This is a genomic window from Streptomyces sp. NPDC018000 (assembly GCF_044328025.1).
GTDB lineage: Bacteria > Actinomycetota > Actinomycetes > Streptomycetales > Streptomycetaceae > Streptomyces.
This window is the reverse complement of the sequence record NZ_JBIRGM010000020.1, coordinates 14824-34853: the sequence shown is the minus strand read 5'-3', so window position 1 is coordinate 34853 and position 20030 is coordinate 14824. Positions and strand designations below refer to the sequence as shown.

The 20030-nt window shown below is 68.8% G+C and carries 17 protein-coding genes; 8 read left to right on the top strand and 9 right to left on the bottom strand.

The genetic code is table 11. The annotated features are described in order from the left end of the window. The first annotated feature begins 284 nt into the window (after positions 1 to 284). The 3 genes from ACH4EW_RS27315 (at position 285) to ACH4EW_RS27305 (ending at position 2533) form a co-directional block, all read left to right on the top strand. On the top strand, positions 285 to 1151 hold the full coding sequence (locus ACH4EW_RS27315; protein WP_398261394.1) for a helix-turn-helix domain-containing protein: 867 nt from the start codon (positions 285 to 287) through the stop codon (positions 1149 to 1151). Beyond that, positions 1148 to 1357, top strand: a complete 210-nt coding sequence (locus ACH4EW_RS27310; RefSeq protein WP_398261297.1) for a DUF397 domain-containing protein — start codon at positions 1148 to 1150, stop codon at positions 1355 to 1357. The genes ACH4EW_RS27315 and ACH4EW_RS27310 overlap by 4 nt, the downstream gene beginning before the upstream one ends. A 165-nt stretch (positions 1358 to 1522) precedes the next feature. Further along, a complete protein-coding gene (locus tag ACH4EW_RS27305; RefSeq protein WP_398261295.1) occupies positions 1523 to 2533 on the top strand; it encodes a DUF5954 family protein in 1011 nt (336 codons plus the stop codon). A 78-nt stretch (positions 2534 to 2611) separates the two neighbouring features. On the opposite strand, the gene ACH4EW_RS27300 is transcribed toward ACH4EW_RS27305, so the two are convergent. Beyond that, positions 2612 to 3910 carry an LCP family protein gene (locus tag ACH4EW_RS27300; RefSeq protein ID WP_398261293.1) on the bottom strand — a complete coding sequence of 433 codons (1299 nt, stop codon included), beginning with the start codon at positions 3908 to 3910 and terminating at the stop codon, positions 2612 to 2614. A 119-nt stretch (positions 3911 to 4029) separates the two neighbouring features. Here ACH4EW_RS27300 and ACH4EW_RS27295 point away from each other — a divergent pair, with 119 nt between their 5' ends. Beyond that, on the top strand, positions 4030 to 4578 hold the full coding sequence (locus ACH4EW_RS27295) for an acyl-CoA thioesterase (RefSeq protein WP_398261291.1): 549 nt from the start codon (positions 4030 to 4032) through the stop codon (positions 4576 to 4578). A gap of 179 nt (positions 4579 to 4757) precedes the next feature. Here ACH4EW_RS27295 and ACH4EW_RS27290 read toward each other — a convergent pair whose 3' ends face one another. Continuing rightward, a complete protein-coding gene (locus ACH4EW_RS27290; protein ID WP_398261392.1) occupies positions 4758 to 6122 on the bottom strand; it encodes an LCP family protein in 1365 nt (454 codons plus the stop codon). A 277-nt stretch (positions 6123 to 6399) separates the two neighbouring features. Here ACH4EW_RS27290 and ACH4EW_RS27285 point away from each other — a divergent pair, with 277 nt between their 5' ends. After that, on the top strand, positions 6400 to 7413 hold the full coding sequence (locus tag ACH4EW_RS27285; protein WP_398261289.1) for a glycosyltransferase family 2 protein: 1014 nt from the start codon (positions 6400 to 6402) through the stop codon (positions 7411 to 7413). A 70-nt stretch (positions 7414 to 7483) separates the two neighbouring features. Here ACH4EW_RS27285 and ACH4EW_RS27280 read toward each other — a convergent pair whose 3' ends face one another. From ACH4EW_RS27280 to ACH4EW_RS27265, 4 genes are all read right to left on the bottom strand, one after another. After that, the gene (locus ACH4EW_RS27280) at positions 7484 to 9139 is read right to left on the bottom strand and encodes an LCP family protein (RefSeq protein WP_398261287.1); all 1656 of its coding nucleotides are present in this window, start codon (positions 9137 to 9139) and stop codon (positions 7484 to 7486) included. A gap of 47 nt (positions 9140 to 9186) precedes the next feature. Further along, positions 9187 to 11037, bottom strand: a complete 1851-nt coding sequence (locus ACH4EW_RS27275; protein WP_398261285.1) for an LCP family protein — start codon at positions 11035 to 11037, stop codon at positions 9187 to 9189. 223 nt (positions 11038 to 11260) lie between these two features. Continuing rightward, entirely contained in the window at positions 11261 to 12502 is a 1242-nt protein-coding gene (locus ACH4EW_RS27270) for an LCP family protein (RefSeq protein ID WP_398261283.1), read from the bottom strand. A gap of 181 nt (positions 12503 to 12683) precedes the next feature. Then, positions 12684 to 13436 carry a TIGR03089 family protein gene (locus ACH4EW_RS27265; RefSeq protein ID WP_398261281.1) on the bottom strand — a complete coding sequence of 251 codons (753 nt, stop codon included), beginning with the start codon at positions 13434 to 13436 and terminating at the stop codon, positions 12684 to 12686. Positions 13437 to 13692: 256 nt separating this feature from the next. On the opposite strand from ACH4EW_RS27265, the gene ACH4EW_RS27260 reads away from it, so the two are divergent. Then, positions 13693 to 14784 carry a sugar phosphate nucleotidyltransferase gene (locus ACH4EW_RS27260; RefSeq protein WP_398261279.1) on the top strand — a complete coding sequence of 364 codons (1092 nt, stop codon included), beginning with the start codon at positions 13693 to 13695 and terminating at the stop codon, positions 14782 to 14784. A 69-nt stretch (positions 14785 to 14853) separates the two neighbouring features. After that, on the top strand, positions 14854 to 15852 hold the full coding sequence (locus tag ACH4EW_RS27255; RefSeq protein WP_398261277.1) for a DNA-3-methyladenine glycosylase family protein: 999 nt from the start codon (positions 14854 to 14856) through the stop codon (positions 15850 to 15852). Positions 15853 to 15878: 26 nt separating this feature from the next. Here the strand turns inward: ACH4EW_RS27255 and ACH4EW_RS27250 are convergent, their stop codons facing one another. The 3 genes from ACH4EW_RS27250 to ACH4EW_RS27240 all read right to left on the bottom strand — a co-directional run bounded on the left by ACH4EW_RS27250 (position 15879) and on the right by ACH4EW_RS27240 (position 18814). Next, on the bottom strand, positions 15879 to 17207 hold the full coding sequence (locus ACH4EW_RS27250) for a coenzyme F420-0:L-glutamate ligase (RefSeq protein ID WP_398261275.1): 1329 nt from the start codon (positions 17205 to 17207) through the stop codon (positions 15879 to 15881). Beyond that, entirely contained in the window at positions 17204 to 18160 is a 957-nt protein-coding gene (gene cofD, locus ACH4EW_RS27245) for a 2-phospho-L-lactate transferase (RefSeq protein WP_398261273.1), read from the bottom strand. The genes ACH4EW_RS27250 and cofD overlap by 4 nt, the downstream gene beginning before the upstream one ends. A gap of 114 nt (positions 18161 to 18274) precedes the next feature. Then, positions 18275 to 18814, bottom strand: coding sequence for a cysteine dioxygenase (locus ACH4EW_RS27240; protein ID WP_398261271.1), 540 nt, complete (start codon positions 18812 to 18814; stop codon positions 18275 to 18277). A 690-nt stretch (positions 18815 to 19504) separates the two neighbouring features. Here ACH4EW_RS27240 and ACH4EW_RS27235 point away from each other — a divergent pair. After that, positions 19505 to 19768, top strand: a complete 264-nt coding sequence (locus tag ACH4EW_RS27235; RefSeq protein WP_017945871.1) for a WhiB family transcriptional regulator — start codon at positions 19505 to 19507, stop codon at positions 19766 to 19768. Positions 19769 to 20030 lie beyond the last annotated feature (262 nt).

Genomic DNA, 20030 nt, shown 5'->3' with positions numbered 1-20030 from the left:
TGGTCAGGCCCTCGGTCGAGAGTGGTGTCTCGCCGGGGGCCGTCGCATGTCTGCAACTGGCGCGGCGAGCATATGCCTGCCAACCCGTGTGAAATCCAGCCCAGTTGCCCTATGTCACCCGCGCGAGTGACGCGGCCGGGGTGGGGTCGGGTTTGGGTGGGGAGGGTGATTTCCCAGGTTCTTCAAAGCTTTATGCGTCGTGGGGCGCGGCGACGTGGCTCACCGAGTCGTGGGCCTCCGCGACCTGGTGGAGCGGTCACGGTGAACTGCCGGGTGGGAACGGAATGTTCGGTTCGGGGGATTTCTTGGGTCACGGCACTCAGCGTGGCCGGGCGTGCGTTCCCGATGACGAGCCGGGGGTGGCCGTGGTCGCAGCGGTGGGCCGCCAAATCAAGGCGTGGCGGGAGGCGGCGGGGCTGCGGGCCGGCGAGTTCGGGACCGCGATCGGGTACGGGGAAGACCTGATCTACAAGGTGGAGGGCGGGCGGCGCATCCCTCGTCCGGAGTTTCTGGACAGGGCGGACGAGGTGCTGGGTGCGGGTGGGAAGCTCGCTGCGATGAAGCGGGATGTGGCGGAGGTCCGGTACCCGAAGAAGGTTCGGGATCTGGCGAAGCTGGAGGCCAAGGCCGTTGAGTTGGAGGCGTACCACCACCACAACATCAACGGCCTGTTGCAGACCGAGGAGCATATGCGGGCCCTGTTCGCGTCGTGGCTGCCGGCCTACACGCTGGATGAGATGGACCGGGTGGTGGCCGCTCGCATGGCCCGACGATCCATCTTCGACCGGGATCCCCTTCCGTCGCTGAGCTTTGTCCAGGAAGAGGTGACGCTTCGCCGCCCGGTCGGAGGCACAATGGTGCTGCGCCGACAACTCGAACGCCTCTTGGAAGTAGGGCAGTTGCGGAATGTGGCGATCCAGGTGATGCCGACCCATCGCGAGGAACATCCTGGGACGGGTGGGCTGATCGAGGTGCTGAAGTTCCCCGACGGTAGTGCGGTGGGGCGTTCCGAGGGTGCGTTCAGCGGCCGTCCGGTCTCTGACCCGAAGCAGCTCAGAATCCTTGGGTTGCGCTATGGGATGATCCGGGCCCAGGCTCTTACGCCGCGTGAGTCGCTGGCCTTTATCGAGCAAGTTCTGGGAGAGACATGATCCACAAGCCCTCTGCCGGGGACGACTCGGAGCTGGAGTGGTTCAAGAGCAGTTACAGCAGCAGTGGCGACGGTAACGACTGCGTCGAGGTCGCGTGCGTACCCGGTGCGGCCCACGTTCGTGACTCCAAGAACGCTCAAGGCCCTCGCCTCGCCTTCGGGCCCGACGCCTGGGCGGGCTTCGTCTCCTACGCTGCCGAGCGCTGATCCCGCTCGGCCGGCAGCCCGTGCACGACGACTTCCGTCAGCCCTCGTCGTCCTCGCCGTCCTCCCCGCACCGAGGCGGTCAAGGGCCGCCTCGGTGCGCGTACCAGGGAAACGCGTTCCCGTATTCCCCGTACCTTCCACCCACGTCATCGGCACACTGGGTGCATGAACGATCACTATCAGGCACCGCCGGATCACCTCGTCATCAATGTGCAGCGTCGGGACGACCCGGTGTCCCTGGTCACCGAGGCGGACGCGTTCGCCGCGTCCCGGACGTACGGGAAGATCGTGGTCCGGGGGCCGCTCTTCGGTATCGCCGAGCAGCGCCGCGGCGAGCGGCCGCGATGGCGGCTGCTGACCGACATGGGCACCGGCTTTCCGCAGGATGCCCGCGACGAGTTGAACTCCCATCTCTGGTTCAAGGCCAAGGACGAAACGGACGACCCCCGCGAGCGGCGCATCCTGCTGGACGCGGTGGCCCGGCTGGAGACCGAGCCGCTGAATGAACTGACCGTCGGTGATACGCGCTACCGCGTCGTGCGCGCCGACGAGTTCGCCCGGACCGGCGAGGGGCGCCTGGAGCCGCCCAGGCCCACGGACGTCGACTCGGAGGGCTGGGAGACCCAGCCGCGCACGCCCTCGACCACCAAGGGCTTCGTCATCGACCACGCGGCGGCGGTAGGGCTGACGGAGGGCCTGGACCGGATGGGCCTGGTGCCGCTCTCGTACACTTCGGAGCGCTTCCCGCCCGATGTACTGGCGGATTCACAACGGGCGTTGAGGACCCATCCGGGCCTGGTGCTGCTGCCGGTCGTCTTCCGGGTGATGGAGCGCAAGGAGAAGTCCTGGTCGATGGCGTCGAGTCAGCACCCCACCCCGCAGGACGCGCGGCGCTCACTGGCCCACTATCTGAAGACGGTCCTGCCGCTGACCGGGGAGGCCGACGAGCAGGAGGCCGCCGTGTACGCGCGGGCGGCGGAGGCGTTCACACGGCGACTGCGGCCCAACGAGCTGAACGTAAGGGGGCGTTGCTTCGAGATCGCTCGGATCGAACGGATGATGCGCGTCGGTCCCGCCGGTCCGGAAGGTCCACGGCGCTCTGACATCGACGTCCAGGAACCCACGCAGATCCATCCCACGATGGATGAATGGGGCAACATCGACTACAGCGAATAGCGGTGGGGCCGGAACCCGGCGCGGGCCTGGCAACAGGGCCCGGACGGCGAACCGTCCGGGCCCTGTTGCCAGGCGTCGTCAGTCGTCGGAGACGGTGACCTTCTCGTCGTTGTTGAGCTGTTCCACCAGCTGCTTGACCTTGGCCTTGTCCCAGACCAGATTGCCGCCGGTGGAGCCCGAGATGGGCATGTTCATCGATGTGCCGTCACCGCCCGTGACGCCCTTCATGGCGAAGAACATCTGCCCCAGAGACCAGATCGACATGTCCTTGTCCACGATCAGGGTGTCCAGGCCGGCGCTCATCGTCGGGTACAGCTTGAACGGGTTGAGGATCGTGGACGGCGTCGCCGTCTGACTCGCCAGCGCTGCGAGGAACTTCTGCTGGTTCTTCGTACGGTCCAGGTCGCTGCCCGCGAAGGCGTACCGGGTCCGCACGAAGGCCAGCGACTGCTCGCCGTTCAGCGTCTGCTTGCCCGCCTTGAAGTCGGCGCCGGACTTTTTGTCCTTGAACGCCTTGGGGATGTCCATCTCCACCCCGCCGATCGCGTCCACGATCTTGGCGAAGCCGCCGAAGCCGATCTCGACGTAGTGGTCGATGTGCAGACCGGTGTTGAACTCGACGGTCCGGACGAGGAGTTCGGGTCCGTCCTCGGCGTACGCGGCGTTCAGCTTGGTGAAGCGGCCACGGGCCGGGTAGACCTTGCCGGAGTCGGATCCCTTGTACGAGGGGATCTCGACGTTCGAGTCACGCGGCAGGGAGATCAGCGTCGGGCCGTTCGATCCGTCGTGCAGGATCATCATCGAGTCGGTCCGCTTGCCCTCGGCGGAGCCCGTGTGGAGCTTCTTCTTGTCCTCGGCGGTCATGCCTGCGCGGCTGTCGGAACCGACGATCAGGTAGTTGGTGCCGTCGCCGCTCTCCGGCCGCTCGATGACCTTGGAGAGGTCCACCTCGCGCTTGAGCTTGGAGTCGGCCCAGAAGTACGTGCCGATGGAGACCGCGAGCACCACGACGGCCAGGGACAGCGCGCCTACCTTTATTCGGCGGCGCCAGTCGGGCGCCGGACGCGACTGGACGTAACCGCCGTCGCTCCGGCCGCCACCGCCATAGCCGTTGCCCCGGCCGCCACCGTTGCCACCGCCGCCGTAGACCTGGCCCGTGTTGTAACCGCTGTCGTACCCTGCGCTGTTGTCGTAGCCGCCGGAGTACTGGGGCGGCTGCCGGGGCCCGGGCGGTGCGGGGCGCTGCTGCGGCGGTGCCGGACGCCGCTGGACGTGCCGCATCACACGGGCGCTCTCGGGCCGGTCGCTGTCGCTGCCCTGTCCGTAGCGGTGGCCGCTGCGGTTGTCGTCGGTCCAGCCCTCGGGCCAATCGTTCATGCGGACCAGTGTGCAGGCCGGGCGCCCCGCTATTACAGGGGGTACGGGAAATCGCATCGGGGCTGTTGCGAAGCTGATGCATTGCCGCCGAGCGGAAGCCCGCGCATAAGGTGGACGGTATGACAGATCAGGCCCCACGCCCGGAGGGCGACATTCCGGGCAAGCCGACCGCCGCTTCCCGGACCACCCTCAGCCACATCATGACCGGCAGCGACACCAATCTGCTGGGTACGGTGCACGGTGGTGTGATCATGAAACTGGTGGACGACGCGGCCGGTGCCGTGGCCGGCCGGCACTCCGGCGGACCCGCGGTGACGGCCTCGATGGACGAAATGGTCTTCCTGGAGCCGGTCCGCGTGGGTGACCTTGTTCACGTCCGCGCCCAGGTGAACTGGACGGGCCGCTCCTCGATGGAGGTCGGCGTCCGGGTCATGGCCGAGCGGTGGAACGAATCCACCCCCGCCCAGCAAGTCGGCAGCGCGTATCTGGTGTTCGCCGCGGTCGACGCGGACGGCAAGCCGCGCCCCGTACCGCAGGTGATCCCGGAGACCGAACGCGACAAGCGGCGCTACCAGGAGGCGCAGATCCGGCGCACCCATCGCCTCGCCCGGCGCCGCGCGATCAAGGAACTGCGCGAGAAGCGCGTGGCGGACGGCATCGAGGACTAAGACCGACCGGCAAATGGGGGGCGGCGTCGCGGGGCTGGGCACGCGCATCTGCCGCGTTGTCGTCAATCACCATGGCTCCGCCATGTCTCAATCCTTCGCCTTGCAGCTGCACGCACCCAGCCCCGCTCCTTCTCCCACCCCCCATTTGCCGGTCGGTCTGAACCCCGGCGTACCCGCGGTCACGGGCAGGCCACCTGGTCGCCCGTGACCGCGCCGAATTCGCCCCGGTTCGTCTCCTCGGCCCGCACCCGTTGCACCTTCTCGAAGTCCGCGCCCGCCGTCACCTTCATCGTGGGGCCCTGCCCCCGCACCGCCCGCAGCTCGGCCCCGGGCACTGCCACGGCCAGGGACTTCGCGGAAAGGTCCCAGCGCGGGTCGTAGGCGATCAGGGTGTGCTTGAGACCCTGCGGCTCCCCGTTCTGCGGGGCCCGTGTGGTGTTGAAACCGGTGGCGCGCAGTGCGTCGTCGACCGTCTTGCCGAGTCCGTCCTTCGAGGTCCCGTTGTAGACCTGGACCCGGATCTGCTGCGGGGCGACACCGACCTTCACGGCCTTCACCTGCTCGGGGCGCACCGGGGTGAGCGGCCGGTCGTCGCGCAGCGCCTGGAAGAGCTTTTTCGACTTCCGCTCGTCCCACTTGACCGTGGAGCCGATGCCCTTGACCGGGTAGGCGACATTCCCCATCGGCACGGAGGCGAACTCGGACGAGGCGGGGGAGAAGCCGCGCATCGCCTGGCCGAGCTCCAGCATCTGCTCCGTACCGAACCCCTTGTCGGCCCGGACCGAGCCCAGCATCGCCGAGGCGACGTCCCGGAACTTCACCGGGTTCATCAGCACACCGCTGTGGGCCGCCTGCTTGATCAGCGAGGCGAGGAACTTCTGCTGACGCTGCATCCGGCCCAGGTCGGAGGCCCCGTCGATATGCCGGGAGCGCACGTACTGAAGCGCCTGCCCGCCGTCCAGATCATGGGTGCCCGCAGGGAGATCGAGACCGGTGTACGCGTCCTTCAACGGCCGGGTCGTGCAGATCTGCACCCCGCCCAGGGTGTCCACCGTCTTCATGAAGCTGGTGAAGTCGACCTCCAGGTAGTGGTCGATCTTGACGCCCGTCATGTGCTCGACGGTACGCACGGTCAGGCCGGGCCCGCCCTCGGCGTAGGCGGCGTTCAGCTTCACCGGGTGGGCGGCGCGCATCCGGCCGGTCGTCCGGTCCTTGTGCTCGGGGATCTCGGCGTAGCTGTCCCGCGGCAGCGAGACGATGCTCGCGCGCTCCTTGTCCGCGGACAGATGCACCAGCATGACCGCGTCGGTGCAGTTGCAGGGCGCACCGCCCAGCCGGTACTTCTGCTTCTCCTCCTGGGTGATCCTGTCGCGGCCGTCGGTGCCCACGAGCAGGAGATTCGTGCCGTAGCCCGCCCGGGGCCGGTTCTTCATGTCCTTGAACGGGTCGATCCGGTCGATCCCGGTCTCCAGGCTGGTCACCACCGCATGGCCGATGCCGCCGGCCCCGAGCACCAGCACGGAAATGCCGGTCACCACGCGCATGCCCCAGCGCGGCCGTTCGTCCTGCTTTCTGGACCTGCGCTGCGGCGGAGCCGGGCGGGAGTGCGACGAAACGGGGGAGGGGTGCGGTGTGGGCACGGGGGGAACCTCCGCGGTGCAAGGGCGACCGTTCGCACAGTAGGCCCATATGATCTGCGGTCCGCGAAGCAGCCCGGTGGCGCGCGCCGGTGTCCCCCATTCGCGGTAACGTGGCGGCCGAATAACGCCGCCTGGTGGGGTGCGAACCCCCGGCGCCCCCGAGGACCACCCGAGGACCACCATGTCTGCCGCGCAGCACCCCGCCGTCTCCGTGATCATGCCGGTGCTCAATGAGGAACGCCATCTCAGGAACTCCGTCCGGCACATCCTGGAGCAGGAGTACGCGGGAGAGATGGAGGTGGTGATCGCGCTGGGCCCCTCCACGGACCGTACGGACGAGATCGCCGCGGAGCTGGTACGCGAGGACCCCCGGGTCCACACCGTTCCGAACCCGACCGGCCGCACCCCCGCCGCCCTCAACGCCGCGATCAAGGCCTCCCGCCACCCCGTGGTCGTGCGGGTCGACGGTCACGGCATGCTCTCGCCGAACTACATCGCGACGGCCGTCCGCCTCCTGGAGGAGACGGGTGCGCAGAACGTCGGCGGCATCATGCACGCCGAGGGTGAGAACGCCTGGGAGGACGCCGTGGCCGCGGCCATGACGTCGAAGATCGGTGTCGGCAACGCGGCCTTCCACACCGGCGGCCAGGCGGGCCCGGCCGAGACCGTATATCTCGGTGTGTTCCGCCGTGAGGCCCTGGAGAAGGCGGACGGCTACAACGTGGAGTTCATCCGCGCCCAGGACTGGGAACTGAACTTCCGCATCCGCGAGGCGGGCGGTCTGATCTGGTTCTCGCCCGAGCTGAAGGTGCAGTACCGGCCGCGGCCCTCCATCAAGGCGCTCGCCAAGCAGTACAAGGACTACGGCCGCTGGCGGCACGTCGTCGCCCGCTACCACTCCGGCTCGATCAATCTGCGCTACCTGGCGCCGCCCACCGCCGTCTGTGCGATCGCGGCGGGCATCGTGGTCGGTGCGGTCGTCACCCCGTGGGCGTTCGTCGTCCCCGCCGGGTACGTCGCGGCGATCGTCGCCGGGTCCGTTCCGGCGGGCAAGGGCCTGTCGCTGAAGGCGCGGGCACAGATCCCGGTGGCCCTCGCGACCATGCACATGTCGTGGGGATACGGCTTCCTGACCAGCCCGCGCTCGCTGGCGAAGAAGGTCATCGCCAGCCGGCGCCCGGCCGTCACGGTGTAGCTGCCGACGCGGTGTGGGGGCCTTCCGATGTGCCGGAAGGCCCCCACAGTACGTTGTGACCGGTCCGGAGCTACCAGCCGAAGCCCGGCTGAATGTCCATGCAGGCCTTTTCGTCGCCGCCGTTCAGGGCGCGGGCGCTCTCCGGGGCCTTCTCCTTCTTGGCGGGCGCGACGTAGTCCCCGTTCTCGCGCCAGTCGGCTCCCACGGTCAGGGTGATGCCGGAGACGGCGGTCGACTTCTTCACCGCCGAGAGCGGGATGCCGAGCGCCTTGGCGACGGCCTGGGCATTGCCCTCCATGTCCACGCTGGGGAAGAGCACCCCGGTCCGCGGTGTCGCGTCGGTGTTCTGCGCATCGACCGTGGCCTGCGTGAAGCCCTTCCCGGCCAGCAGTTCCTTGACCGCCGAGGCGCGGCCCTTGGCCGGGTACTCGGTTTCGGTCCGGGTTCCGTTGCGGACGCTCACCGGGATCTCGGCGAGGGGCGTCGTGGGCTTCTTGGCGGCCGGGGCCTTGTGCTTGGACGCCTTTCCGTCCAGCGGGATGTCGTCGCGGACCATCTGGAACAGCTGATCGGCCTCGCCGGGCTTCGGGAGGACCCGTTCGCGGTTCACGCCCGTCCCGTAGACGTTCGGCATCGTCGTCATGGTGATGCGGTTGGTGGGCGCCTTCTTGAGCTCATCCGCGAGGTCGTACAGCTTCTTGACCGTGTCGATCCCCTTGTCGACCGTCAGCGCGTCGATCGCCGCCTCGGCAAGGCTCGTCAGCTTGCCCGGGTCGGTGAGCTTGGTGCCCTTGCGCAGCTCACGGACCATCGAGTTCATGTACATGTGCTGGGCGTGGGTGCGGCCGAGGTCGGTGCCGTCCTCGAAGCCGTAGCGGGTCCGCAGCCACTGGAGGGCCTGCTCGCCCTTGATCTTCGTGGTGCCCTTCTCCAGCTTCAGCCCGGAGCCCTTGCCGGCACTCGTGTGGGAGTAGACGTTGCCCTTGACACAGACCGGGACGCCGCCGATCGCGTCGGCCATCGAGACCACACCGGCGAAGTCGATCATCATGAAGTGGTCGATGGTGATGCCGGTAAGCTCGTACCAGGTGGCCACGGAGCATCCGGGACCGCCGCGTTCGAGCGTCTGGTTGGTCATCTCCAGGCCCGTGGTCGCGGGGTAGACGCGCCCCGTCTCCGGGTTGGTGCACTTCGGGATCTTCAGCAGCGTGTCGCGCGGCATGCTGATCACCGACATGTTGCTGCGGTCGGCGGAGAGATGAAGCAGCATCTGCACATCGGCCAGCGGGGGCGCCCCGAAGGTGTTCTTGGCCCCGCCGAGCTTCTGGTTCTTCTTGGAGTCCCGCGCGTCCGAGCCTATGAGCAGGATGTTCAGCGGGGTCTGACCGGCGGCATTGGCCTTGTGGTCGGCCATCTTCTTGTCGCCGAGCGTCAGGTCGGCCTTCTTGAGGTTGCTGTTGAGGTGCTCGTAGTAGAGGTATCCGGCGCCGGCGCCGCCGAGTATCAACAGCGCGAGAACCGAGGCGCCCCAGCGCAGGACCCGGCGCTTGCCCTTCTTGCCGTGCCGCTTCGGCCCACCCCGGTGGTGGCCGCCGTTTGCCGCGCCGGCGCCGGAGTCCGGGCCCTTCTCCGGCGCGTCCTCGTGGGGCCCGTTGTCCCGGCCGAGTTGACCGGCGTGCCGGACGCGTGGTCGCGTCCCCTCTCCGCGCGTACTGCTACGTCCCACCGGACCCCCTGCTGCTAAGACTCGTGGTTTGGCGCGGTGACCCGGTGTCACTTGGCGCACTCTGGCTTGTCGGCGTTTGCCAACGGAACGTCTTTCGGTACCTTTTTCGGTGCCGCGATGGGTATGCCCGCGCCCTTGAAGTCGTTGCCCAGGGTCAGCACCATCGCCTGGAGCCCTTCGGCGTCCGTGGTGCCCTTCTTCATGGCCGAGCTGGGCAGGCCCATCATGGCGGCCAGCGCACGGGCCTGGTCCGCTTGGTTCGGCGCGTACTCCAGCGTCGTCTTTTCGATCTTCGCCGGGGCGTTGGCCTTGTTCGTGGACTTGAGCACGCCCTGGTTGTTCTGCAGCCAGGTGACGGTCGTCTGCGCGGCGCCTGGGATCTTTCCGCCGTTGTACACATCGACCCGTACGTCGGCCGCGGCGGCCTTGGGGCCCTTGAGGAGCGCGTCCTGCTTGCTCTTCTTGGCCTTCTTCTGCGCCTCCACCTCGGTCAGGGAGACGTCCTCGCGCATCATGGCGAACAGCGGGTCGGCCTTGGCCTTGTCCAGTACGACGGTGGCCTTGACCAGCTCGGCGGGGTTGTCCATGACCGGCGCCGTCACGAAGGTGATGTTCTTGGTGTCCACCGTGCTGAGTTCCTGGGCCAGCGAGGTCAGTTTCGTCACCGAGCCGATGCCGGAGTCCACGGTGAGCGCCTTGGTCGCCGCGTCCGCCAGGTCGTACAGCTTGGTCGGGCTGGTCAGGGTGTCGTTCGACTGCATCTCCCGGAGCATCGAGGCCATGAACTGCTGCTGGACCTTGATCCGGTCCAGGTCGCTCTCGTTGCCGAAGCTGTGCCGGGTCCGTACGAACGCCAAAGCGTCCTCGCCCTGGATCCGGTGCTCGCCCTCCGACAGGTCCAGATGCGAGTCCGGGTCCTTGACCGGCTTGGCCAGACAGACCTTGACGCCGCCGACCGCGGTGGACAACTCCTTCACCGCGTTGAAGTCGACCATCATGAAGTGGTCTGGCTTGATGCCGGTGATCTCCTCGACCGTACGCATGGTGCAGCCCGGGTTGCGGCCGCCCTGGCCGAGGCTGGTGTTGAAGCGGACACCCTGCGTCCCCGGAATGACCTTCTCCGAGCCGTCCGGCTGCTTGGCGGTGCAGTCCGGGATGTCGGTGATCATGTCGCGGGGGATGCTGAGCGCCGTCGCGTTGGTGCGGTCCTTGGAGACGTGGAAGAGGATGGTGGTGTCGGCGTGGCCCTCGCTGTTCTTGTCGCCGTAACCCTCGTTGCCCTTACCGGTGCGCTTGTCGGTACCGATGATCAATATGTCGATCGGGGAGTCGGCGTCGGCGACGTTCTTGTTGCCGGCGTCGCCGATGTCGACGGTGTTCAGGTTGCCGTTGAAGCGCTGGTACAGCGCGTACCCGCCCACTGACAGGCCGACGAGCACGAAGGCCATCGTGCCGCCCGTCCACAGCAGCGCCTTCTTGCGGCGCGCCTTGGGCGCCTTGGGGGCCTTGCGGCTGCGGCGGCCCGATGCCTCGCCGTGGCCGGAACCCTCCTGTTTGCGGGGGGCATTGGCCGAACGGCGGCTGCGCTGTCCCATAACCTCGCGGCGCGGGGCGGACTCGTGCCCGTCAGGGTCCGGACCCCGGCGCTCGCCGCTGCTGTCACGAGCCGTATCTCCGCGCTCGCCACTGTCGTTACGAGCCGTATCTCCGCGCTCGCCGCCACCGCCGCGGACCGGTTCTCTGCGATTGGGTATACGCGGACCGGACGCCTGGGAAGCGCCGGTCGAATCCCCTCCGGATTGGTTCAGTCGCAATTCGTAATCACCGGTGTGCGGGTTGAGAACCCACTGGTCCGCAGGGTCGATTCCATCTGCCCGCCCACGACTTTGCGCATCCACGGTTGTTTGGGTCCTCCGTCGGTGCCACGCGAGGCGCCTCCCCCGATCAGGCGCTCGATCTTTCGCTCCGGGAATGCGCGGCCTGGCGGCCGGTAGCACCGGATCGCGTCACAATATCGGCCCGGTTCGGTATCGAGCGACGAGCGTGACAAATTCCACGGTCCTTACAACTGGTCATTCTGCTCATTACACGCCGATCACCGGCCTCTGCTTGGGAATTGCTTTACTGCTTGCACAGGTCGGCCGCCGCGTTGTTGCCCGAATAGGTCGGTGTGGGACTCGGGCCCGCAGCGTCCGGTGTATCGGCCGCGGCATTGTTTTTCCCGTTGTTCTTCCCGTCGTCACCCTTGAGTTGGTCCTCCGGGACCACAGCAACCGGAGTGTCCTCGCGCAGCCGCTTGAAAAGCCGTTTCGCATCAGGCTGGACGAGTTCGTCCCGGTTCGGGTCGGCGGCATACGGCTGCCGGGGCACGGTCAGGAACTGCACCTTGTCGGTCGGTACGTCGCGCAGGCCGCGCACCAGGTCGTACAGGTCCTTGAGGCTGTCCAGCCCCGGATCCGTGGTCAGCGACTTGGTGGCGGCGTCCAGTACCGGGTAGAGACGGGTCGGATTGAGCAGTACGCCGTTGCTCTGCACCTTGTTCACCAGCGCGCCCAGGAACTGTTGCTGGCGGTCCATGCGTTCGGTGTCGCTGCCGTTGCCGATGGACTTGCGGGCCCGTACGTACCCCAGGGCCTGTTCGCCGTCGAGTTTCTGGCGTCCGGCGGGGAGCTTGAGGTGGGCGTCGGGGTCGTCCACCGGCTTCTTGAGGCAGACCTCGACGCCGCCCACGGCATCGACCATGTCCTTGAAGCCGTGGAAGTCGACGACCATCTGGTGGTCGATCCGGATGTCGGCCAGCTTCTCGACCGTACGGATCGTGCAGGCGGTGCCGCCGAACTCGAAGGCCCAGTTGAACTGGGCGAATTGCTTTTTCGTGGCCGTACCGTCCGCTTTGTGGCAGACCGGGATCTCTACCATCAGATCGCGCGGCAGGGACATCGCTGTGACGCTCTTCCGGTCCGCGGCGAGGTGCAGCAGGATCGTGGTGTCCGAACGCTGGCTGCCGCCGTCGTCACGACCGTACTTGCGGTTGTCACCGGCCCGGCTGTCGGTGCCGATGAGCAGAATGTTCTCCGCGTCGTGCACCACGGAGGCGGGCCGCTCCCGCTCGTACGTCTTCAGTTCGGCGGCCGCCGAGGTGTCGGTCCTGATGTTTCCGTCGAGCTTTTTGTACAGCCACCAGCCGGCGCCCGCGGAGGCCAGGATGACGAACGAGACGCCGAGCGCGGTCCAGCGCAGCCAGTGGTGCCGGTGTCCGGCGAGGGGCTCCGGGGCGGCGCCGGAGCCGTACCCGGTCTGCGACGTGCCCTTGCCCGCAGCCGAGTCGTCGGAGTCGCCCGGTGGGCCGACGCTTTTGTTCACGTCTGCGTCCATCCTTCACGTTCGGCGGCGCGCTGGGCCGCCGGTCGCAGGAGTAGACGGCTGAACCTCACGCTTGGTTGTGTCCCATGTGGTCTGTACCGCCGATCATGTACCGGAGTTGACGCGCAGCCCTGAGGACTCGACCCGGTATGGGCCGGATGAGTGGTCCTCAGGGTGCTTGTCATGCCGCGGTGTTGGTGATGCGTTCACTCTCGACGCGCTTCGTCAGACCGTCCTCGCCCAGCTGCCCCAGATGCCGGCACAGGACCACGGACCCCCCGGCGGCCAGCGGCGCGAACAGCCCCGCACTCAGGCCTTCCCAGGTGTTGTACGTACGTCCCGTCAGCAGCCGCGACCCGGCGGTCAGGCCGAGGCCGGCCGCATCCTCGCGGGCCCGCGCCACCAGTTGCGCCGCCGTCAGCTCGGCACCGCCCACCGCCAGCGCGGGAGCGTCCGGGTCCACGGGTGCGAACGGGGCGAACCGGTCGCCCTGGCCCGGTACCTCGACCGCGTAGTCGGCGAAACCCTCGGGTGCCTGCGGGAACCTGCCGCCCAGCGGGCGCAGCGCCAGGGCGACCCGCTCGCCGCGGCAGGCGCGCGCGGCCTCCAACGTGTCCGGGCCGCTGACGACGAGGTCGGCGCCGGCCGGGTCGCCCTGCACTTCGGCGATCACACCGACCGAGGAACACGCGAGCAGCCAGACCGCGGACTGCCAGTGCGCGGGCAGCAGAAGGGCGAGCCGGTCGCCCGGTTCCGCGGCAAGGTCGCCTTGCAGGAGGTTGGCGGTCTTGGCCACCCAATTGGCGAAGGTGGCCACCGACAGTTCGACGCGTTCTCCGGTGGCGTCGTCGTAGAAGGTGACCAAGGGGCGGGCCGGATCCGCGGCGAGCGCGGAACGCAGCAGGTCGGCGGGGGTGCGGTCGGTGGCGTTCATCCGCGCAAGGGTACGCGGGGGTGCCGGGCCGGGCGGAGGCGCCGGGAGCGGGGTACACCGGTTCGGCAGACGGACCAGCTCCGCCCAACTGCAGGGCCGCTGAACAGAACACTGCAAAGGCGGCGCCGCTGAACAGAACGCCGCGAAGGCGGCCGCAGACCGTTGTGGGCTGCTGACCGGGGACGGGCCGGACCGATCTGCATAAACTGTCCAGCCGAAACCAGGCCAGGCCCCACCAGGAAGCAGAGTCAGCGCTGTGACAGAGGCAAGAGAAGCGATCCTCCTGGTCGGCGGCAGGGGAACCAGGCTGCGCCCGCTCACGGTGCACACTCCCAAGCCCATGGTTCCGGCAGCAGGCGTCCCGTTTCTCACGCACCAGCTGGCGCGTGCCCGGGCCGCCGGGGTCGAGCACATCGTGCTCGCGACTTCTTATCTGGCGGAGGTCTTCGAACCGTACTTCGGGGACGGTTCATCGCTCGGTCTCCACATCGAGTACGTCACCGAACGCGAACCGCTCGGCACCGGCGGAGCGATACGCAACGTCGCGTCGCGGCTCACCGCGGGCCCCGACGAACCGGTGCTCATCTTCAACGGCGACATCCTCACCGGCCTCGACATCCGGGAACTGGTCGCCTCGCACACCGCATCCGGAGCGGATGTCTCCCTCCACCTCACCCGGGTCGAGGACCCGCGCCCCTTCGGCCTCGTACCGACGGACGGCAGCGGCAGGGTCACCGCGTTCCTGGAGAAGCCCGAGACGCCCGAGGAGATCGTCACCGACCAGATCAACGCGGGGGCGTACATCTTCCGCAGGTCGGTCATCGACACTATCCCGGCCGGTCACCCTGTTTCCGTCGAGCGAGAGACCTTCCCCGGACTGCTCGCCTCCGGCGCACATCTCCAGGGCATGGTCGACTCCACGTACTGGCTGGACCTCGGCACCCCGCAGGCCTTCGTACGCGGTTCCGCCGACCTGGTCCTGGGCCTCGCACCCTCCCCTGCCGTCCCGGGCCGGTGCGGCGACCGACTCGTCCTGCCGACGGCCTCCGTCGCCGCCGACGCCGAACTCGGCGGCGGTACGGTCATCGGCGAGGGCGCTTCGATCGGCCGAGGAGCCCGGATCGACGGCTCCGCGGTACTGGCCGGCGCGGTCGTCGAACCGGGAGCCGTGATCACGGACTCGCTGGTCGGAGCCGGCGCCAGGATCGGCAGCCGTACGGTGCTGAGCGGCGCGGTCATCGGGGACGGGGCCCGGGTCGGCGCCGACAACGAACTGCGCGACGGCATCCGCGTCTGGTGCGGGGCGGTCCTGCCGGACGCCGCGGTGCGCTTCTCGTCCGACGAATAGCCGGGCACTCGCCATTCGCCGGTCGGTCTTACTCTCGACAGGGCACCCCCGACGACCGAGGACCTCACCGTGGCAGGACGATTCGCACCCCGCAGTGCCCCTCGCGCGGCCGTCCCCCACCAGGTGGCGGCTCCGGCGACGGAGGCGCTGAGCCGCGACTGGACTCCGCCCGGCCCGCTCGACCTGCGCCTGGTCCTCGGCCCGCTGCGCCGCGGCCCCGCCGACCCCACCTTCCGGATGACCCGGGACGGCGCTGTCTGGCGGGCCGTCCGTACGCCCGCAGGCGCCGGAACCCTCCGCGTCACGGCCCGGGACGGCCGGATCGAGGCGGCGGCCTGGGGACCTGGCGCACCCTGGCTGCTGGACCAGCTCCCGACGCTGCTCGGCGCGACGGACGACCCGGAGGCCTTCCGCCCGCGCCACCGGCTGCTCGCCCTGACCCGGCACAGCCGTCCCGGCCTGCGCCTGCTGCGCACCGGCCTGGTCATGGAGTCCCTGATCCCGTCGGTCCTCGAACAGAAGGTCACTACGGACGAGGCCTACCGCGCCTGGCGCTACCTGGTCCGCAAGCACGGCAGCCCGGCGCCCGGCCCCACGGACCACGCCGCGTTCACCGCCCTCGGCCTGCACGTCATGCCGGACGCCCGCACCTGGTCCCTGATCCCCTCCTGGGAATGGCACCGCGCAGGCGTCGACGCCAAACGCTCGGCCACGATCCTGCGCGCGGTACGCGTGGCCCGCCGCCTGGAGGAAGCGGCCGCCATGGAGCTCCCGCAGGCCATGGCCCGCCTGGAACTGATCCCCGGCATCGGTCCCTGGACCTCGGCCGAGACCCTCCAGCGGTCGAACGGCGCGGCGGACGCGGTCACGGTCGGCGATCTCCACCTCCCCGGCATCGTCGGCCACGCCCTGGCAGGCAACAGAAACGCCGACGACGAGGAAATGCTGGCCCTCCTCAGCCCCTACGAGGGCCAGCGCCACCGGGCCACCCGCCTCATCCTCCTGTCGGGCCACATCCCACCCCGCAGGGCTCCTCGCATGACGAGAGGCGACATCGCCCGCCTGTGACGGGAGAGAGACACCCACCCCCCACCTCACCGCACCGTGACAAACCCCTCCGCACTCCGCCCCACCCGTGCCGCAGGAGCAACCGCCGCCCGCCCCACCGCGACCGCTCCCAACGGATCCCACGACCCCGGCAGCTCCAGCACCTCACGCACCACATCGCGGCAGAACATCGTCGACGACACCCACGCCGAGCCGAGCCGCTCGCCCGCCAGCGCCACCAGGAAGTTCTGGATACCCGCACCCGCGGCGACCACGAACATCTCGCGCTCCGCGGTGTCCCGCCGCTCGTCCCCGTACGTGTGGGAGCCGTCCATCACCAGGCACGGCACCACCAGATACGGCGCCCGGCGCAGCACATCGCCCCGTCGCACCCGCTTCGCGATCGACTCCTCGCTCCGGCCGTCCTGGCGCAGATCCGCGATCCAGGCGTCCCGCATCGCGTCGAGCAGCCGGGTCCGCGACTCCTCGGACTCCAGCAGGACGAACCGCCACGGCGTCGTGTGATGCGGCGCCGGCGCCGTCACCGCCGCGGCCACGGCCCGCCGCACCGCCCCCGGGTCCACCGGATCGTCGGTGAACTCGCGCACCGTACGCCGCAGGGTCACCGCTGCCCGTACCGCCTCCGACGTACCGAGCCGGAACATGTCGTCGTCCGCGACCCGCACCAACGCCCGGGCGCCGCCCGCGGAATCCGTCGGGTCCACGACATGGCCGAGCCCCCGCACCACTGCGACCGGCAGCCCCGAAGCCTTGCCCTTGACCAGATCACCGGCCGAGGCCAGCTCATCGGCGGTGGCGACCACGGTCGCGCTCAGCGGATTGCCGTACGCATCCGTACCGCCGCGCAGATCGTCCAGCACCAGGACCCCGGCTGCCCCGATCGCGACATCGGTCAGCCCGCTGCGCCACGGGCGCCCGAAGGTGTCCGTGACGACGACTCCGACCTCGACGCCGAGGGTGTCCCGCAGGCCGTCCCGGATGGTGCGTGCCGAAGCGTCCGGATCCTCGGGCAGCAACAGCACTGTTCCGGCGGGGGTGTTCGAGGCGTCGACCCCGGCCGCCGCCATGACGAGACCCTGCCGGTTCTCGACGATCCGCAGCGTGCCCCGCCTCGCCACCACCCGTACCGTCTCGGCGTCGATCGCCGCCTCCCGGTCGGTGGCCTCGACGATCCGGCCCTCCGCCTTGGAGACGATCTTCGAGGTGACCAGCAGGACGTCGCCGTCGACCAGCCCCGGCTCGGTGGCGGCGATCAGCTTCGCCAGGTCGTCCCCGGCCTGCACCTCGGGCATCCCGGGCAGCGCCCAGACGCGGTAGGACGGCGCCGGGGAAGAACCGGAGGACTCGGCGCTCACGCCCGTACCTCCTCGGCCAGCATCAACGCCTGCCGGGCCATCTCCGCCGTCGCCTCGGCATCGGTCATCATCAGCGGCACGGAACGGCAGCGGATGCCCGCGGCCTCCACCTCCTCGACCGCCCCGGCGTCCACCGTGTCGACGAGCCATCCGTCGAGCAGCCCGGAACCGTAGTGCGCGGCCACGGCCGAAGCCGTCGACTCGACGCCCACAGCGGCGAGCACCTTGTCCGCCATGCCGCGCACGGGCGCGTCCCCGACGATGGGGGAGAGGCCGACGACCGGCACCCCGGCTTCGGCGATCGCCTCCCGGATCCCGGGCACGGCAAGGATCGTCCCCACCGACACGACGGGGTTGGACGGCGGGAAGAGGATGACATCCGCCTCGGCGATGGCCTCCAGCACGCCCGGCGCGGGCTTGGCCTGCTCGGCGCCGACCGGCACGACCGCCTGCGCGTCGACCGAGGCGCGCAGCTTGACCCAGTACTCCTGGAAGTGGATCGCCCTGCGCTCGCCGTCCATGTCGACCGCGACATGCGTCTCGACCCGGTCGTCGGACATCGGCAGCAGCCGGACGCCCGGCTGCCAGCGCGCACAGAGTGCCTCGGTGACGGCGCTCAGCGGATAGCCCGCGCCCAGCATCTGCGTACGGACGATGTGCGTCGCGAAGTCGCGGTCGCCGAGCCCGAACCATTCGGGCCCCACGCCGTACGCCGCGAGTTCCTCCTTGACCTGGAAGCTTTCGTCCGTACGCCCCCAGCCCTGCTCCTCGTTGATGCCACCGCCGAGGGTGTACATCACGGTGTCGAGGTCGGGGCAGACCTTCAGCCCGAACAGATGGATGTCGTCACCGGTGTTGCCGATCACCGTGATGTCCGCGTCGGGCGTGGCCTGCTTGAGGCCACGCAGAAAACGAGCACCACCGATACCGCCGGCCAGAACCACAATGCGCATGCAGACAGTCTGTCAGGCGAAGCCTGGTCCTTGCCGGGGCGGTGGTGGGCGACGGGTGGGCTGTCAGGCGAAGCCTGGTCCTTGTTGGGGTGGTGGCGGGTGACGGGTGGGCTGTCAGGCGGGTGCGGCATCCAAGGCTGCCGGGGCGCATTGTGCCAGGTGCATCGGCATCTCGGTCAGACCCGGGTAGTAGATGTGCAGACTGACGGCCGGTTCGAGGGAGTCATTGACCACTTCGTGTACATAGCCGGGCGCGAAGACGCGCTGCGCGCCGGAGTCCAGCACCCGTGTCCCGCTCTCGGTGCGCTCGGTCAACCGGCCGTCCAGGACGGTCAGTACGCCGGAGGACGGGCCGTGGTCGTGGCGCCCGCTGCCCTGGCCGGGTACCCAGCTGAGCAGCCAGACCTCGTAACCGAATGGGGTCCCGCCTGCTCGAGAGGAGCCGAGAGCTCGGGGAACGGTGCGCAGCCGGTGGTACCAGCGGGTGGTGGCGTCGTACCGGACGAGCGGCGCCCACTGCGTGCGGTCGGCGCCGATGCTGCGGGCGAGTCCGGCGAACTCGGCCACGGTGGAGGGATGCTTGCGGGCCGGCTGGAGGAGGTGCTGGACCTCAAGGATGTCGCCGGCGATCTGAAGGTCGCTGTCGCTGTTCATGGAAACGGGGGTTCCTCGGCATGGGGGTGCAAGTGCGGGGTGTCTCGGAGACCGGAGAGTCGCGGAGAGGAAGCTCTACGGAGGCGTTCTGCGAGAAGCTCTGCAAAGAGGAGCTGGATCAGAGCCGGTGCCTTACGGCATCAACAGCTGTGACAGCTGGAACAGCAACAGCGGGCCTGGGCAGCGGTGCGGAACCCACGGACGTGGGTGGCGTACATCGCTGCGGTCGCTGGCATGCGGTCAAGGAGACCGGGTCGATCTGCCGCTGTCAACTCAATGCCCGATTTGGGGGTAATGTTTCACCTCATCCGGTTACTGGGGGCGGGGGGAGGTTTGCGCAGTCGGCATGGTGGAGATGTGGCGCATCAACCGCGTCCGCAAACGCCGTTGGGGCCCCGTGACTCCGCTGTGATCTTGATCGCTTCGGTGATCGAATCGAAACATGAAGGTGGTCCCCGGTCGTCTCACCCAGTGAGAGAGGGGGTGCGGTGGGGCCGATGGCATATGTCAGGTTTTTGGCGATTTGCACACTTTCCGCATACCCTTGGTTCCGCAGAGTGAATACCGGGGTCAATAGCAGATCTTCGCTTGACTGGCCTGGAGCTACACACTTGTAATTTCACTCGTGTCGTTCGCCGCAATCAGTAACGGCTGCATCACGGGGACGCAAGAGACAGACGAGGGGCGCACATGACCGAGCTGTTCCAGCAACTGCTGGTCGAGGACGCGGACGAGGAACTCGGCTGGCAGGAGCGCGCGCTGTGCGCCCAGACCGATCCCGAGTCCTTCTTCCCCGAGAAGGGCGGATCCACCCGCGAGGCCAAGAAGGTCTGTCTCGCCTGTGAAGTCCGGTCCGAATGCCTTGAGTACGCGCTTGCCAATGACGAACGGTTCGGAATCTGGGGCGGTCTTTCGGAACGTGAACGACGCCGTCTGAAGAAGGCCGCCGTCTGACCGCGGACCACCGGAACAACAGAACGCCGCGCACCGAACCGCGACCGACCATGGCCCGCCGCCTGCCCGCGCAGGCGACGGGCCATCGCCGCGCCCGCCGCTGCTCCACCACCGTCCCGTCACCACCCTCGTCCAACCGCTCGGCGGCACCGTGGTGATCCGTACCGTTAGTGTGGGGCCCCGTCCGAGACGCGCCAACGCCCCGACGGAGCGCGCGTGTACACCGATGCAGCCCCCGGGGGACATCCCCCGGACCCGGCCG

What these genes read in the sequence shown, in the direction of transcription:
- cofD (WP_398261273.1), bottom strand. Translation starts at nt 18,160, where the DNA reads ATGCGCATTGTGGTTCTGGCCGGCGGTATCGGTGGTGCTCGTTTTCTG.
- ACH4EW_RS27265 (WP_398261281.1), bottom strand. Translation starts at nt 13,436, where the DNA reads ATGAACGCCACCGACCGCACCCCCGCCGACCTGCTGCGTTCCGCGCTC.
- ACH4EW_RS27235 (WP_017945871.1), top strand. Translation starts at nt 19,505, where the DNA reads ATGACCGAGCTGTTCCAGCAACTGCTGGTCGAGGACGCGGACGAGGAA.
- ACH4EW_RS27285 (WP_398261289.1), top strand. Translation starts at nt 6,400, where the DNA reads ATGTCTGCCGCGCAGCACCCCGCCGTCTCCGTGATCATGCCGGTGCTC.
- ACH4EW_RS27240 (WP_398261271.1), bottom strand. Translation starts at nt 18,814, where the DNA reads ATGAACAGCGACAGCGACCTTCAGATCGCCGGCGACATCCTTGAGGTC.
- ACH4EW_RS27295 (WP_398261291.1), top strand. Translation starts at nt 4,030, where the DNA reads ATGACAGATCAGGCCCCACGCCCGGAGGGCGACATTCCGGGCAAGCCG.
- ACH4EW_RS27305 (WP_398261295.1), top strand. Translation starts at nt 1,523, where the DNA reads ATGAACGATCACTATCAGGCACCGCCGGATCACCTCGTCATCAATGTG.
- ACH4EW_RS27310 (WP_398261297.1), top strand. Translation starts at nt 1,148, where the DNA reads ATGATCCACAAGCCCTCTGCCGGGGACGACTCGGAGCTGGAGTGGTTC.
- ACH4EW_RS27300 (WP_398261293.1), bottom strand. Translation starts at nt 3,910, where the DNA reads ATGAACGATTGGCCCGAGGGCTGGACCGACGACAACCGCAGCGGCCAC.
- ACH4EW_RS27315 (WP_398261394.1), top strand. Translation starts at nt 285, where the DNA reads ATGTTCGGTTCGGGGGATTTCTTGGGTCACGGCACTCAGCGTGGCCGG.
- ACH4EW_RS27290 (WP_398261392.1), bottom strand. Translation starts at nt 6,122, where the DNA reads ATGCGCGTGGTGACCGGCATTTCCGTGCTGGTGCTCGGGGCCGGCGGC.